The 15,297-nt window shown below is 55.5% G+C and carries 12 protein-coding genes and 2 tRNA genes; all 14 read left to right on the forward strand.

The window, feature by feature from the left end; all coding sequences use genetic code 11:
• Positions 1-18 precede the first annotated feature (18 nt).
• Positions 19-2,034 carry an ATP-dependent zinc metalloprotease FtsH gene (gene ftsH / locus YERSI8AC_RS01525; protein ID WP_022520711.1) on the forward strand — a complete coding sequence of 672 codons (2,016 nt, stop codon included), beginning with the start codon at positions 19-21 and terminating at the stop codon, positions 2,032-2,034.
• A gap of 102 nt (positions 2,035-2,136) precedes the next feature.
• Positions 2,137-3,051: a dihydropteroate synthase gene (folP, locus tag YERSI8AC_RS01530; RefSeq protein ID WP_009287923.1), complete on the forward strand. Its 915-nt coding sequence runs from the start codon at positions 2,137-2,139 to the stop codon at positions 3,049-3,051.
• Positions 3,048-4,397: a phosphoglucosamine mutase gene (gene glmM / locus YERSI8AC_RS01535; protein WP_009287924.1), complete on the forward strand. Its 1,350-nt coding sequence runs from the start codon at positions 3,048-3,050 to the stop codon at positions 4,395-4,397. The genes folP and glmM overlap by 4 nt, the downstream gene beginning before the upstream one ends.
• Before the next feature lie 121 nt (positions 4,398-4,518).
• A complete protein-coding gene (tpiA, locus tag YERSI8AC_RS01540; RefSeq protein ID WP_009287925.1) occupies positions 4,519-5,268 on the forward strand; it encodes a triose-phosphate isomerase in 750 nt (249 codons plus the stop codon).
• Positions 5,269-5,272: 4 nt separating this feature from the next.
• Positions 5,273-5,632: a preprotein translocase subunit SecG gene (secG, locus tag YERSI8AC_RS01545; RefSeq protein ID WP_159175956.1), complete on the forward strand. Its 360-nt coding sequence runs from the start codon at positions 5,273-5,275 to the stop codon at positions 5,630-5,632.
• 47 nt (positions 5,633-5,679) lie between these two features.
• Positions 5,680-5,766: transfer RNA gene (locus YERSI8AC_RS01550), tRNA-Leu, on the forward strand.
• A 160-nt stretch (positions 5,767-5,926) separates the two neighbouring features.
• Positions 5,927-6,003 (forward strand) — tRNA-Met (locus tag YERSI8AC_RS01555).
• Positions 6,004-6,379: 376 nt separating this feature from the next.
• Positions 6,380-6,841 carry a ribosome maturation factor RimP gene (rimP, locus tag YERSI8AC_RS01560; RefSeq protein ID WP_022520707.1) on the forward strand — a complete coding sequence of 154 codons (462 nt, stop codon included), beginning with the start codon at positions 6,380-6,382 and terminating at the stop codon, positions 6,839-6,841.
• A 72-nt stretch (positions 6,842-6,913) separates the two neighbouring features.
• Entirely contained in the window at positions 6,914-8,428 is a 1,515-nt protein-coding gene (gene nusA, locus YERSI8AC_RS01565) for a transcription termination factor NusA (RefSeq protein WP_159175957.1), read from the forward strand.
• 27 nt (positions 8,429-8,455) lie between these two features.
• Positions 8,456-11,071, forward strand: coding sequence for a translation initiation factor IF-2 (infB, locus tag YERSI8AC_RS01570; protein WP_159175958.1), 2,616 nt, complete (start codon positions 8,456-8,458; stop codon positions 11,069-11,071).
• 18 nt (positions 11,072-11,089) lie between these two features.
• Positions 11,090-11,539: a 30S ribosome-binding factor RbfA gene (gene rbfA, locus YERSI8AC_RS01575; protein ID WP_027958247.1), complete on the forward strand. Its 450-nt coding sequence runs from the start codon at positions 11,090-11,092 to the stop codon at positions 11,537-11,539.
• Entirely contained in the window at positions 11,539-12,459 is a 921-nt protein-coding gene (gene truB, locus YERSI8AC_RS01580; protein ID WP_159175959.1) for a tRNA pseudouridine(55) synthase TruB, read from the forward strand. The genes rbfA and truB overlap by 1 nt, the downstream gene beginning before the upstream one ends.
• Before the next feature lie 150 nt (positions 12,460-12,609).
• The gene (gene rpsO, locus YERSI8AC_RS01585; protein WP_007111823.1) at positions 12,610-12,879 is read left to right on the forward strand and encodes a 30S ribosomal protein S15; all 270 of its coding nucleotides are present in this window, start codon (positions 12,610-12,612) and stop codon (positions 12,877-12,879) included.
• 164 nt (positions 12,880-13,043) lie between these two features.
• The gene (pnp, locus tag YERSI8AC_RS01590) at positions 13,044-15,212 is read left to right on the forward strand and encodes a polyribonucleotide nucleotidyltransferase (protein ID WP_022520704.1); all 2,169 of its coding nucleotides are present in this window, start codon (positions 13,044-13,046) and stop codon (positions 15,210-15,212) included.
• Positions 15,213-15,297 lie beyond the last annotated feature (85 nt).

A 15,297-nucleotide genomic window follows, 5' to 3' on the forward strand; every position in this document is an offset into this window, starting at 1 on the left:
TGTAATGAGGGTAGCCCCTTGAATGATATGGCGAAGAACCTGATTCTGTGGTTGGTCATCGCGGCCGTCCTACTGACAGTGTTCAATAATTTCAGTACGGAAAGCGCACCGCAAAACACAAACTATTCCCAGTTTGTGCAGCAGGTGCAAAATCAGCAGGTACGTAGCGTAACGATTGATGGTTACACCATCAGCGGTGAGCGCACGGACGGCACTCAGTTCCAGACCATCCGCCCAGCGGCGGAAGATCCAAAGCTGATGGACGACCTGTTGAGCAACAATGTGACGGTGGTGGGCAAAGAGCCAGAGCAGCAAAGTATCTGGACTCGGCTACTGATCGCCAGCTTCCCGATTCTGCTGATTTTGGGCATCTTTATGTTCTTCATGCGCCAAATGCAGGGCGGAGCCGGTGGCGGTAAAGGCGGCCCGATGAGCTTTGGTAAATCGAAGGCCAAACTGCTCTCTCAAGATCAGATCAAAACCACCTTTGCCGATGTGGCAGGCTGTGATGAAGCCAAGGAAGAAGTAGAAGAGCTGGTCGACTTCCTGCGTGACCCAACCAAATTCCAGCGCCTGGGCGGTATGATTCCCCGCGGCGTGCTGATGGTAGGGCCCCCGGGTACCGGTAAAACGCTGCTGGCGAAGTCCATTGCGGGCGAAGCCAAAGTGCCGTTCTTCTCTATTTCGGGTTCTGACTTCGTTGAAATGTTTGTCGGTGTCGGTGCATCGCGTGTGCGCGACATGTTCGAGCAGGCCAAAAAGCAGGCGCCGTGCATTATCTTTATCGATGAGATTGACGCCGTGGGCCGTTCACGTGGCACCGGTATGGGTGGCGGTAACGACGAGCGCGAGCAGACGTTGAATCAACTTCTGGTCGAGATGGATGGCTTTGAAGCCAACGAAGGCATCATCGTTATTGCTGCGACCAACCGTCCTGACGTACTTGACCCTGCGTTAATGCGCCCAGGCCGCTTTGACCGTCAGGTAACGGTCGGCTTGCCGGATATCCGTGGCCGTGAGCATATTCTGGGCGTTCACCTACGTAAAGTGCCGCTGGGTGATGACGTAAAACCGCAGCTGATCGCACGTGGTACGCCTGGTTTCTCTGGTGCGGATTTGGCCAACCTGGTCAACGAAGCCGCTCTGTTTGCCGCGCGCCGTAATAAGCGCCTGGTCAGCATGGAAGAGCTTGAACTCGCGAAGGACAAGATCATGATGGGCGCTGAGCGCAAATCGATGGTCATGACCGACAAAGAGAAGCTCAATACCGCTTACCATGAGTCGGGTCACGCCATTATCGGTCTGGTCGTGCCTTCCCATGATCCGGTCTATAAGGTAACGATTATTCCCCGTGGCCGTGCGCTGGGTGTCACCATGTTCCTGCCGGAAGAGGATCGCTACAGCCTCTCCCGTCAGCAAATTCTGGGGCAGATCTGCTCGCTGTTTGGTGGCCGTATTGCCGAAGAAATGACGTTAGGCCCGAATGGTGTAACGACCGGCGCCTCAAACGACATCAAGCGTGCTACTGAGCTGGCCCATAACATGGTTGCCAAGTGGGGCTTGTCGGACGAAATGGGCCCGATCATGTACGACGAGGATGAGTCGCATCAGTTCCTCGGTGGCCCGGGTCAGGGTGGTGGCAAGATGAAGTCTGGTGACACCACCACGCGCCTTGATAAGGAAGTCCGCAAAATCATCGACGGTTGCTACGAGCAGGCACGCCAAATCCTGACCGATAATCGCGATAAGCTGGACGCCATGGCCGAGGCCTTGATGAAGTACGAGACCATTGATGCCACGCAGTTGAAGGACATCATGGAAGGTCGTGAGCCGCGCCCGCCGGAAGGTTGGGATGACGGTGACTCATCCGGTGGCGGTACGCCTGTCAACGATGACAAGCCGCAAGCGAAGGCTGAAGACGATGCTTCTTCAAACGCTTCTGGAGGCGATGCGTCCGGTGGTGACAGTGAAGAAGATGACGACGGGCCGCGTCGCCGTCCCTCAGACCCGCTAGGTGGCCCTGCAGGCTCATAAGCCAGCACTGCCGTATGAGCCAAAGGCGCCCCGTCATGGGGCGCCTTTTTTGATATGCTGTATACATAACAGCAATGTTTCATTTCTTGATCAGGCTGCAGCATGAAATCAATTCTGGACACGTCCTCTTCACGAAACGCAGAAAATGCTCTCCAACTGCGTTGCGGGCGCCATCTGTTGGATCTCTCCTTTCCCAGGGTAATGGGTATTCTTAATGTGACCCCGGACTCTTTTTCTGACGGTGGCCAGCACGTGGCATTGGATGACGCTTTGCGCCACGCTGAGCGGATGCTGGCCGAAGGGGCGGCGATGATAGATGTGGGCGGCGAATCGACCCGCCCTGGGGCTATCCCTGTCAGCCCCCAGGAAGAGCTAGACCGGGTGGCGCCGGTGGTGGAGGTCCTGGTGCGCGAGCTGGATGCGTTGGTGTCGGTGGATACCAGTTGCCCGACGGTTATACGCGAGGCGAGCGAGCTGGGCGCTGGTATGATTAATGATGTGCGCGCCTTAGAGCGCGAGGGAGCCCTGCTGGCTGCGGTGGGTAGCGGGTTGCCCGTCTGCCTGATGCATCGCCAGGGCGAGCCGCAGGATATGCAGCAGTCACCCGCGTATCAGCGCCCGGTCGAGGAAGAGGTGGCGGATTATTTGGCCCGTCGGATTGCTGAATGCGAGGCTGCAGGGCTACGCCGCAACCGTCTACTGATCGACCCTGGTTTTGGCTTCGGCAAAACCGTCGAACACAATCTACGCTTACTCAAATACATGGAGTCTCTGCAATCGCTGGAGCTTCCAGTGCTGGTGGGTATGTCGCGCAAGAGCATGATTGGTAAAGTGTTGGGTCGACCAGTGGAGGAGCGTCTCTCCGGTGGTCTGGCGCTTGCTGCCATGGCGGTTGAGCGTGGGGCAAATATTTTGCGCGTGCATGACGTAGCTGCAACGGTCGATGCAGTCAATATGGCGTGGGCGGTACTACAAGAAGGCTGCGAGCCGCCGCTAAATAAGGAGTTTGACGCATGACAAGGCGCTATTTTGGGACGGATGGTATTCGCGGCACGGTGGGTAAATCACCGATTACCGCTGATTTTATGCTCAAGTTGGGCTGGGCGGCGGGTCAGGTGCTGCGCCGTGATAAAGGTCGAACGCGGGTACTGATCGGCAAAGATACCCGGATCTCCGGCTATATGTTCGAATCCGCCCTAGAGGCGGGGCTCTCTGCAGCGGGTGTCGATGTATCACTGCTGGGGCCAATGCCCACGCCGGGTATTGCCTATTTAACGCGCACATTTCGTGCCGATGCAGGCATCGTCATTTCGGCATCGCATAATCCGTTTGATGATAACGGCATCAAGTTCTTCTCCGCTGAGGGTAAGAAGCTTCCCGATGACACGGAAGATCGTATCGAAGCGATGCTGGAAGCGCCGCTGACCACGGCCGAGGCCGCGCAGTTGGGTAAGGCAACGCGCATCGACGACGCTGCAGGCCGTTATATCGAGTTTTGTAAATCGACCTTGCCTGACCGGCTTAGCCTGCACGGCCTTAAAATCGTCTTGGATTGTGCTCACGGTGCCACATACCATATCGCGCCCAATGTGTTCCGCGAGCTGGGGGCTGATGTCACCACCATTGGCTCTGCGCCTGACGGGTTAAACATTAATCAGCAGGTGGGCTCAACGCACCCCGCGGCTCTGCGTGCTTCCGTGATTCAGCAAAATGCTGATTTGGGGATCGCCTTTGATGGCGATGGCGACCGCGTGCTGCTGGTAGATGGCGACGGGCGGGAAGTCGACGGCGACGATATTCTCTATCTGATTGCCCGAGATCGCCACGAGCGTGGCTTGCTTCAAGGCGGCGTGGTGGGCACCCTGATGTCAAACTTTGGCCTGTCGATGGCGCTGGATAAGCTGGGAATCCCCTTTGAGCGCGCAAAGGTGGGTGACCGCTTTGTGATGGAGCGTATGGCCGCCAATGGTTGGGAGCTGGGCGGTGAGTCGTCGGGGCATATTGTGTGCGCCCACGTGCAGACCACCGGCGACGGCATTGTCTCCGCGTTGCAGGTATTGGCGCTGATGATGCGCGAGCAAAAAAGCCTCCCGACACTGTTAAAAGAGTTGGAGAAAGTGCCCCAAGCGCTGGTTAATGTACGTTTGCCCGCTCATGCCAGCGCCAAAGAGGTGATGGCATCTGCACCGCTTCAGCAGGCAGTGGCTGCGTTAGAGCATGAGTTAGGCGATGAGGGGCGAGTGTTGCTACGTCCCTCAGGTACTGAGCCGCTTATTCGAGTAATGGTGGAAGGACGCGCCCATTTAGACGTCGATCAATTGGCGCATAGCTTGGCCGATCAGGTTCAGGCGCTACTTAATTAAATGTGTTCAGCTAACCGGTTCAGTAAACTGGTTTGGTAAACCCAGCTTGTGGCTATAACAGCGGTTGTCTTGACAAGGCCGCTCCTATACCATTTCGCTCCACCTTGAGTGAGGAGAGTCGATGCGTACGCCTTTAATCGCCGGTAACTGGAAAATGAACGGTTCCGTGGCGTTGATCAATGAGTTCGGCCAGGCCTTCTCCGCCGCCGTATCGCCAACGAGCGTGGATGTCGTTATCATTCCGCCGTTCCCCTATTTGGATGCGGCGCGCCACGCGTTTGAAGGTACGGTGCTTTCATTGGGCGCGCAAACGTTGAACCCTATTCACTCTGGGGCGCATACCGGCGAAGTAAGTGGCCGCATGCTAAAAGAGTTTGCGGTCTCTTACGTATTGGTGGGGCACTCTGAACGACGTCAGCTCTACAAAGAGAGCGATGAACAGATCTTTGCACGCCTGCTAGCAGCATTGAGCGTGGATATCACGCCGATCCTCTGTGTGGGTGAGTCCCTGGAGGAGCGCGACGCAGGGCGCACGATGGATGTGGTGCTTCGTCAAGTGGGCTATGTAATGTCCCGTTTAGAGCCCGACCAGCGTAAGCAGGTCGTGATTGCCTATGAGCCTGTTTGGGCCATTGGCACTGGGCGCACGGCAACGCCTGAGCAAGCCCAGGACGTTATGGCAGGCATCCGTGCCTACCAGGCGGGTTTCGATAAGGGCCTCGCCGAGCAACTGCGTTTGCTTTACGGCGGCAGTATGAACGCAAGCAATGCGGCTGAGCTGCTTGCTCAGCCAGATATCGACGGCGGTCTAGTGGGCGGAGCCTCACTCAAGATCGATGATTTTTATGCCATTTGTCAGTCAGCAGGATAACGCCATGCAAGTTGCAATTCTTATGATTCATGTGGTGATTGCGGTCGCCCTGGTGGTACTCATTCTGCTTCAGCAGGGTAAAGGTGCCGAAGCCGGTGCAGCTTTCGGGGGCGGTGCATCACAAACGGTATTCGGTTCGCGGGGTAGTGGTAACTTCCTGTCGCGCACAACGGCTATTTTGGCGGCGGGTTTCTTCGTCACCTCAATGACGCTAGCTTACTTTGCCACCCAGGCGGGCCAGGCACCGGAAGCAGGTATTCCCGATTCACGCTTGATCGAGCAGCAGCAAAGCGTCCCGACGCTTGACGACAGGCCTGCGGACGTGGATAATACCGCGCCAGTGCTAGAGGAAAGCAGCGAGTAAGTAGTCTCGTTGTTTAGACAGATAACGTTTCTTTAGCCTCCCCTGATGCCGAAGTGGTGGAATTGGTAGACACGCTATCTTGAGGGGGTAGTGACCGTATGGTCGTGCGGGTTCAAGTCCCGCCTTCGGCACCATCTGTTTTGCTGGCACGCCAGCTTCCCAGAAAGTTTCTTTTGTTACCAGAATGCCCATTGGCACCTGAGGCGAAAAAGACAGCTTTAAGTAAGTGGTTCTTGAAGCAAGTAGTTCTTGACGTAAGTGGCTTTAGTGTCTATTATCGTCGACCTAGATTGATGCGGGGTGGAGCAGTCTGGTAGCTCGTCGGGCTCATAACCCGAAGGTCATCGGTTCAAATCCGGTCCCCGCTACCATTTTCTAGTAGCATGTTCTAGATTGTTATTTTTAAGACGTATTGGAAATAACGGTCATTTCAGGTACAGCCTGTTACATGTTGCTAAGACGGTACTGGAAGTAGTACTTAAGAAATGGTACACAAGGTTTCTTTCAAAAAGCCCCTTCCAGTGAAGGGGCTTTTTGTTAGCAGCTTTTGGCTAGCAAGCGCGCCTGGTCGCTGTTTTATTGGCGCCCCCCGCTTTGTTAGCCAGAATATCGTTAGCACGAATATCTTAATAGCGGATGTCGTCCGGAAAACCGGAGACACATTCCCGAGTAACGCCAATCAGCCACCTAGCTTTTCTAATAACTCCTGGCCAGGTGCCTGATGCAACGGCTATAGGAGCTTTGTCTGTGGCCACTAAACACGCTGCGCTTCACGCGCTGATCGAACCTGTTGTTGCTGCCATGGGCTTTGAGCTATGGGGCATCGACCATCTTTCCCAGGGCAAAAATTCGCGGCTGGTGATCTATATCGAGCGCGAGAGTGGTGTCAGCGTGGAAGACTGCGCAGATATTAGCCGCCAAGTCAGTGCCGTTATGGATGTAGAAGACCCCATTCCCGGTGAGTACCGGTTGGAAGTCTCCTCGCCAGGCATGGCACGTCCCTTGTATTCCCTGGATCAGTTTACCCGCTTTCAAGGTCATCACGTCGCGCTGAAATTGCGCACTGCCTTTGACGGGCGGCGCAAGTATCAAGGGCTTTTGGTCGGTGTTGAGGGGGATGAAGTACTGCTACAACTGGATGGCGAAGAGTACTGCTTTCCAATTGAGAGTATTGATTCTGCACACATTGTACCGCAGTTCGACGATTGACCGGGTGGCGGCGCTGCCGGCAGGCTGCCGGGGTGATGCACATAAGGATAGGTTTTCTGGCGAGGCATACGCATGAGTAAAGAAATTTTAATGGTCGTTGACGCGATCTCCAATGAGAAGGGCGTCCCACGTGATGTCATCTTCGAGGCGGTAGAAGCCGCTCTTGCGAGTGCGTCACGCAAGCGTTTTGAAAGAGAAGAAGCCAATGTGCGCGTGCATATTGACCGCCGCACTGGTGAATACGAAACCTTCCGCACCTGGACCGTTGTGGAAGATGACGAATTCGAAACGCCAGATTATGAAATTAAAGAGAGCATCGCCGAGCAGCGCGATCCGCCGCTGAAATTAGGCGATGTGGTCGAAAAAAGCATCGAAAATGCGTCGTTTGGCCGTATTGCTGCACAAACCGCCAAACAGGTGATCGTACAGAAAGTACGCGAAGCCGAGCGGGCTGAAGTCGTGCGCCAATATGCCGATCGCGAAGGTGAACTGGTTGCGGGCATCGTTAAAAAGACCACACGTGATGGCCTTATCATTGATTTGGGCGAAAACGCTGAGGCGTTTTTGCCGCGCAATGAAATGATTCACGGCGAGCGTTACCGCATGAACGAGCGGGTGCGCGCCCTGTTGGTCAAAGTGGATCCCGATGCACGCGGTGCCCAGCTTCAGCTATCGCGGACGTGTCCCGAGCTGATCATCGAGCTGTTCAAAATTGAAGTGCCAGAGATTGCAGAGCAGTTGATTGAGATCAAAGGTGCTGCGCGTGACCCCGGTTCACGGGCCAAAATTGCGGTAAAAACCAATGATCGCCGCATCGACCCGGTCGGTGCCTGTGTGGGTATGCGCGGTTCGCGCGTTCAGGCGGTCTCTTCGGAGCTGCAAAACGAACGCGTTGATATCGTGCTGTGGGATGACAATCCCGCCCAATTGGTGATTAACGCCATGGCACCTGCCGATGTTGGGTCTATCCTTGTGGACGAGGACGCCCACGCAATGGACGTGGCCGTGGCGCAGGATAACCTTGCTCAGGCGATTGGCCGGAGCGGTCAGAACGTGCGTTTGGCTTCTGAACTTACCGGCTGGCGCATTAATGTCATGACCGAAGAGGAAGCGGAGTCTAAGCGCGATCAAGAGATTGATAGCCTGGTGGACTCTTTTATCCAGCACCTCGATGTGGATGAAGATGTCGCTCGCCTGTTGGTGGATGAGGGGTTCACTACCCTGGAAGAAGTCGCCTACGTGCCGATGGAAGAGATGCTCGAAATCGAAGAGTTCGATGAAGATTTAGTCGAAGCGCTTCGTGCACGTGCGAAAGACGAGCTGCTGACGATGGCAATTGCCACGGAAGAAGCGCTAGACGGTGCCCAGCCAGCAGCAGATCTGCTGGAGATGGATGGCATGGCGCGCCACCTGGCCTTCATTCTGGCCAGTCGCGGCATCGTTACCATGGAAGATCTCGCCGAGCAGTCTGTCGACGATCTGGTCGATATCGAGGAGTTGGACGAAGCGCGCGCAGCGGCACTGATCATGACTGCCCGTGCGCCCTGGTTTGAAGTCGATGACGCATCGGATTCGAACACACAGTAAACAGGTCACGGGCTGAGGAGGGTCAATATGTCAGATATGACAGTTAAAGATTTCGCAGGAAAGGTGGGCCGTGATGTGCCTCGCCTACTAGAGCAAATGAAAGAAGCGGGTTTGAAGCACGCTTCTGAAAGCGATGCTGTGTCTGAAGAAGATAAGCAGAAGCTACTGAGTTTCTTGAAGAAGAGCCACGGCGGTAGCGACACCCCTGAAGCGGGCAAAAACCGCATCACGCTGACGCGCAAAACCCGTAGCCGTATCAATACCGGCGAGCGCGGCAAAACCATTGAAGTGCAGGTACGTAAGAAAAAGACCTACGTCAAAAGCGCTGAAGATGAGAAGCCGAAAGCGCCGGAGCCTAGCTATACTGGCCCGCGCCAGCTAGTGGGCGATATGGCGGAAGCCGAAGCTGAGCGCAAAGTGTCTGATGCGCGTGAAGCCGAAGAAAAAGCTGCTGCTAAGAAAGCCCGCGCTGCACAGGTAGCGGAAGCCACCGCGCGTAGCAATAAAGAAGCTGAAGCGACGGCGCAAAGTAACACGGCGCGTAGCAATAAAGAGTCTGAAGCCAAGCCGAAAGCGCCTGCGGCAGCCAAAGCACCGGCTACGCCAGACATTCCTGTGCCGAATCTTGAAATCGACGATACGCCGTCCGGTGACGATATGCCGCCAGCGCCGCCGAAAGAGGGCCGCACTGACCGTCGTACCGCTCCGCCCAAGAAGACGGCGGCGAAGAACAAAGGTCGCCGTGACGATGAAGATCGTGGTGATCGCGAAGAGCGCAAGCGCGGCGGCGGTAAGAAGGTAAAACGTGCCGAACAGCGTCGCGGTGGTCGCCGTGGTGGCAACCAGACCGGCAATGGCAAGCACGCTTTCCAGAAGCCGACTCAGCCGATCGTGCGTGAAGTATCGATCCCTGAATCGATCAGCGTGGCAGAATTGGCCGATAAGATGTCGATCAAGGCCAATGAAGTGATCAAGGCCATGTTTAACATGGGCGCGGCGGTTACCATCAACCAAACCATCGATCAGGATACGGCTGCGATCGTGGTGGAAGAGATGGGCCATACACCGAAGCTGGTTAAAGATGACGCGCTGGAAACGGAAATGCTCGAAGGCATCTCCTATGAAGGCGAAGAGATCACGCGTTCACCCGTTGTTACGGTGATGGGCCACGTTGACCACGGTAAAACCTCGCTGCTGGATTACATCCGTAAAGCGAAAGTGGCGACCGGTGAAGCCGGTGGTATTACCCAGCATATCGGTGCCTACCACGTGGAAGATAACCACGGTGGCGTGACCTTCCTGGATACCCCAGGCCACGCGGCGTTTACCGCCATGCGTGCCCGTGGTGCCAAGGCGACAGATGTGGTTATTCTGGTTGTGGCTGCCGACGATGGCGTGATGCCTCAGACGATTGAGGCGATTGAACACTCCAAAGCCGCTGAAGTGCCCATGGTGGTAGCGGTCAACAAGATCGATAAAGATGGTATCGATCTTGATCGCATTAAGAATGAGCTTTCGCAGCACGGCGTGATCTCCGAAGAGTGGGGCGGTGATACTCAGTTTGTTCACGTTTCCGCCAAGACCGGTGAAGGTATTGAAGAACTGTTGGAAGCAATCCAACTGGTCTCTGAAGTGCTTGAGCTTAAAGCCGTTCCTTCTGCGCCGGGTAAAGGCGTGGTGGTTGAATCGCGCCTTGATAAAGGTCGTGGTCCAGTCGCTACCGTACTGGTTCAGAACGGTACGCTGAAAAAGGGCGATATCGTCCTGGCTGGCCTGCACTACGGTCGTGTACGTGCGCTGACCAACGAACTTGCCCAGCAAGTCGATGCGGTTGGCCCGGCCATGCCGGTAGAGATTCAAGGCTTGGGCGGCACGCCGGATGCCGGTGATGACTTTATGGTCGTTGCAGACGAGAAGAAAGCCCGCGAAGTGGCTAACTTCCGTCAAGGCAAATACCGCGAAGTGCGCCTGGCGCGTCAGCAGAAGGCCAAGCTGGAGAACATGTTCAGCCAGATGGGCCAAGACGAAGTGGCCAAGGTCAACATCGTCCTCAAAGCCGACGTTCAAGGTTCTCTGGAAGCGATCAAAGGCGCCCTGGAAGAGCTCTCCACCGGTGAAGTTGAAGTCGCCGTGGTCTCTTCGGGTGTCGGTGGTATCACCGGTACCGATGCCAACCTGGCGCTTGCGTCGGAAGCCATCGTAGTCGGCTTTAACGTCCGTGCTGACGCCGCTGCCCGCGAGATCGTTGAGCGCGAAGGCTTGGATCTGCGTTACTACAGCGTTATTTACCAGCTGATCGACGAGGTCAAACAGGCGATGAGCGGTATGCTCGCACCTGAGTGGAAAGAAGAAATCGTCGGTATTGCCGAAGTGCGTGATGTCTTCCGTGCGCCGAAGATTGGTGCCATCGCCGGCTGTATGGTGGTTGAAGGCAGCGTGCATCGTAATAAGAAGATCCGCGTGTTGCGTGATGACGTGGTGATCTACGAAGGCGAGCTCGAATCGCTGCGCCGCTTCAAAGACGATGTGCAGGAAGTGCGCAACGGCATGGAGTGTGGTATCGGCGTGAAGAACTACAACGATGTCCAAGTCGGCGATAAGATCGAAGTCTTCGACCAAGTGAAGGTCGAGCGTAGCCTGTAAGGTTGCGAGGAGCTAAACATGCGCGAATTTAAGCGTACCGACCGGGTAGCCGACCAGCTCCAAAAGGAGCTGGCGGTGCTGATCCAACGAGAAGTGAAAGACCCGCGTTTGGGCATGGTCACGGTTAGCGGTGTCACCGTTAGCCGTGACCTTGGCTACTCTGACGTCTACGTCACTCTGTTGGGTGAGCAAGAGCCCGAGCGTATTAAAGAGAATCTGCAGGTGCTTAAGCGTGCTGCTGGTTTTCTAAGAAGCCAGATTGCCAAGCGCATCAAGCTACGTCACGTACCGGAGCTGCGTTTTCATTTCGATGAGAGCGTGGTGCGCGGTCAGCAGCTTTCTTCATTGATTGATGAAGCGGTGACGACGGATCGTGCACGCTATCAAAACGATGATGACGATTATCAAGACGCTGGCCAAGACAGTGACCCAGACGGCGACGCCCAGCAAAGTGAGGAAACTCGCTAGTGGCGCGTCAACGTCGAGGTTTGCCCGTTAATGGCGTACTGCTGCTGGATAAGCCCAAGGGCGTTTCCAGCAACCATGCGCTGCAGCGTGTACGTCGGCTGTTCCAGGCTCAAAAAGCCGGGCACACCGGCACGCTAGACCCGATGGCAACCGGCTTATTGCCGATTTGCCTAGGCGAAGCGACCAAGTTTTCATCGCACTTGCTGGAAGCCGACAAGGTGTATCGCACCCGGGTAGAGCTAGGGGTGATCACCGATACCGGCGATGCGGAAGGCACGATTATTGAGCAGCATGAGGTTCCCAGCCTAAGCGTCGATGACGTGGAAGCTGTGCTCACCCGTTTTCGCGGTGAGATTGACCAAGTGCCGCCGATGTATTCGGCTCTCAAGCATCAGGGCAAAAAACTTTACGAGCTGGCCCGGGAAGGCAAGCAGGTAGAGCGTGCAGCCCGGCGCGTAAGCGTGTATGATGCGCGCCTGCTATCGTTTGAAGGCACTGCTTTTGAGCTGGAAGTAAGCTGCAGTAAAGGCACTTACATCCGCACGTTAGCCGAAGATATTGGCCAAGCGCTTGGCTGTGGTGCACACATCAGTCAACTAAGAAGGCTCAAAACGGGGCCTTTTTTAGCCGACGCGATGTGGACGCTAGAGGCCTTGGAAGCATTGGCCGGCCAAGCGGCACTGGAAGCTGAGCTCATGCCCGTGGATGTGTTGGTGGACCATTTACCGTTACTGAAGGTAGACGACACCGCCCATTCTCGTTTGGCTCATGGTCAGCCCGCTGCTCTCGAAACCGGCGCATTAGCCGCGGACGAAGTAGCCCGACTTTATTACGCCGAGACGTTTATCGGCCTTGGCGTAGTGAAAGGTGCTCAGGAAGTGGCACCTAAGCGACTGTTAAGTACTGTCGCTATCTCGTAAACAGCGTTGCAAGGAGGCGACCGTCTACGTGAAAATTGCAAGATCCGACGTGCACGTCGAAACGTGTACGTAGAAAATAGTAGCTTGAGACTGCAAATATGCGTGGTCTCACCCATTCATTTTTAGGCATATTGCTTACTGGAGAGACAGATGGCTTTAACCGCTGAGAAGAAGGCCGAGATCGTCACTGAATACGGCCGCGGCGATAACGATACCGGTTCCCCTGAAGTGCAGGTTGCACTGCTGAGCGCCAACATCAATGGCCTGCAGGATCACTTCAAGACCAACAAACAGGATCACCACTCTCGTCGTGGTCTGATCCGCATGGTTAACCAGCGTCGTAAGTTGCTGGACTACCTAAAGCGTAAAGATTTCGAACGCTATCAGTCCCTGATTCAGCGTCTGGGTCTGCGTCGTTAAGCGTTAACGGCAACGATTAGAAACGGGCAGCTCCTTGTGAGCTGCCCGTTTTTTTATGTTTCGTGTTTACGGCAAGTAGGGAACTGGTAGCCCTATCGCGCTCCAGCGCCTAGAATGGTAACGAGTCAAAACGACCTAAACGAATAGACAAGTAGATATTGATAATGCTGAAGGAAGTCGCTGTGAATCCGGTAAAGAAAACGTTCCAGTACGGTCGTAGCACCGTCACGCTCGAAACCGGGCGTATTGCTCGCCAAGCTACCGGCGCTGTCATGGTTACCATGGATGACACCGTCGTGCTGTGTACCGTTGTCGCTCGCAAAGAGGCAAACCCGAGCCAACCCTTTTTCCCTCTCTCGGTACACTACCAAGAGAAGACCTACGCAGTGGGCAAGATTCCTGGCGGCTTCTTCAAGCGCGAAGGGCGTCCCACTGAAAAAGAGACGCTGACCTCGCGTCTGATTGATCGCCCAATCCGTCCGCTGTTCCCTAAAGGCTTTATGAACGAAGTGCAGGTCGTCTGTACCGTTCTCTCCACCGACCGTAACCACGATCCGGATATCGCCGCACTGCTTGGCACCTCCGCGGCGCTGAGTATCTCTGGCGTGCCGTTTAGTGGCCCGATTGGCGCAGCCCGGGTTGGTTTTAACGAAGAGAAAGGCTACTTCCTCAACCCAACGGTTGAAGAACTGGCCACCTCTGAGCTCGACATGGTCGTCGCCGGTACTGAAAAAGCCGTGCTGATGGTTGAGTCGGAAGCCAAAGAACTGCTCGAAGACGAAATGCTGGGAGCCGTTCTGTTCGGTCACCAGGAAATGCAGGTCGCGATCAGTGCCATTAACGAACTGGTTGCTGAAGCGGGCAAGCCGCGCTGGGAGTGGCAGGCCGCCGAAGAGAACCAGGCGCTCAAAGCCGCCATGGCCGATGCGTTTGAAGCGAAAGTGGGCGATGCTTACCGCATCACCGACAAAATGCAGCGCCAGGATGCATTGGCTGAGTTGAAAGACCAGGCGATTGAACAACTGGCAGCCGATGAAGGCGAACCGGTTAACGACAAGTTCAGTAAAGATGACGTCAAAGGTGCCTTTGCTAGCCTGGAAAAACGCGTTGTGCGTTCACGGGTGGTAAAAGGTGAGCCGCGTATTGACGGTCGTGACAATCAAACCGTTCGTCCGCTGGCGATTGAAGTCGGTGTGCTGCCGAAAGCTCACGGTTCTGCCATCTTTACGCGTGGTGAGACCCAGGCGATTGCCGTAGCAACACTGGGCACGCTGCGTGATTCACAGCTAATCGAATCACTGGAAGGTGAGCGTAAAGACCGCTTTATGCTGCACTACAACTTCCCTCCCTACTCGGTGGGTGAAGCTGGCTTCATGGGTGGCCCGAAGCGTCGCGAAATCGGCCATGGCCGCTTAGCGCGTCGTGGTGTGCAGGCAATGCTGCCGTCAGAAGACGTCTTCCCCTACACCATTCGTGTGGTGTCTGAAATTACCGAGTCTAACGGCTCCAGCTCCATGGCCTCTGTATGTGGCTCTTCGCTGGCCCTGATGGACGCAGGCGTGCCGTTAAAAGCACCGGTCGCCGGTATTGCCATGGGCTTGGTAAAAGACCCGGACGGTTTTGCGGTATTGACTGATATCCTGGGTGACGAAGATCACCTCGGCGATATGGACTTTAAAGTTGCCGGTTCCGAAGAGGGCGTCACCGCCCTGCAGATGGACATCAAGATCGAAGGCATCAACGAAGAGATTATGGAGCTCGCGCTGCAGCAAGCACTGACCGCGCGACTGAGTATTCTCGAGCAAATGAATGTCGTGATCAGCCAGAGCCGTAGCGATGTCTCCGACAACGCGCCGTCCATGGCAACGATCAAAATCGATCCGGACAAGATCCGTGACGTTATCGGTAAAGGTGGCGCAACCATTCGCAAAATCTGCGAAGACACCGGCGCCTCTATTGATCTCGACGACGATGGCACCGTGCGTATTTACGCGGAAGATAAAGCCGCCGCCAAGCGCGCCATCGACACCGTACTGGCGATTACCGCTGAAGCGGAAATCGGCAAGCTATATCATGGCAAGGTCGTGCGTATTGCTGACTTCGGTGCGTTCGTTAACATCATGCCCGGCACCGATGGCCTGGTTCACATCTCGCAAATCGTTGCCGAGCGGGTTAACAACGTGCGCGACTTCTTGAACGAAGGCGATGACGTGGTCGTTAAGGTGCTGGATATCGACAACCGCAACCGCGTGAAGCTGTCGATGAAAGAGATCAGCGAAGAAGAGAAAGCCGCTTTTACCGCGGAAGCAGCGGAAACTGAAGCGGCGATTTAAATCGCTAGCTAGGTTTCTGAGACCGCCCTCGTAGCCTCTGGCTGCGGGGGCGTTGTTTTTGCTGGGTACTGTTTTTGCTAGATAG

The sequence above is a fragment of the Halomonas sp. 113 genome (assembly GCF_904067645.1).
GTDB classification, from domain to species: Bacteria; Pseudomonadota; Gammaproteobacteria; order Pseudomonadales; family Halomonadaceae; genus Vreelandella; species Vreelandella titanicae.

Excerpts from the sequence above, each read along its gene's own strand:
- folP (WP_009287923.1), top strand. The coding sequence starts at position 2,137 with ATGAAATCAATTCTGGACACGTCCTCTTCACGAAACGCAGAAAATGCT.
- glmM (WP_009287924.1), top strand. The coding sequence starts at position 3,048 with ATGACAAGGCGCTATTTTGGGACGGATGGTATTCGCGGCACGGTGGGT.
- tpiA (WP_009287925.1), top strand. The coding sequence starts at position 4,519 with ATGCGTACGCCTTTAATCGCCGGTAACTGGAAAATGAACGGTTCCGTG.
- secG (WP_159175956.1), top strand. The coding sequence starts at position 5,273 with ATGCAAGTTGCAATTCTTATGATTCATGTGGTGATTGCGGTCGCCCTG.
- nusA (WP_159175957.1), top strand. The coding sequence starts at position 6,914 with ATGAGTAAAGAAATTTTAATGGTCGTTGACGCGATCTCCAATGAGAAG.
- infB (WP_159175958.1), top strand. The coding sequence starts at position 8,456 with ATGTCAGATATGACAGTTAAAGATTTCGCAGGAAAGGTGGGCCGTGAT.
- rbfA (WP_027958247.1), top strand. The coding sequence starts at position 11,090 with ATGCGCGAATTTAAGCGTACCGACCGGGTAGCCGACCAGCTCCAAAAG.
- rpsO (WP_007111823.1), top strand. The coding sequence starts at position 12,610 with ATGGCTTTAACCGCTGAGAAGAAGGCCGAGATCGTCACTGAATACGGC.
- pnp (WP_022520704.1), top strand. The coding sequence starts at position 13,044 with ATGCTGAAGGAAGTCGCTGTGAATCCGGTAAAGAAAACGTTCCAGTAC.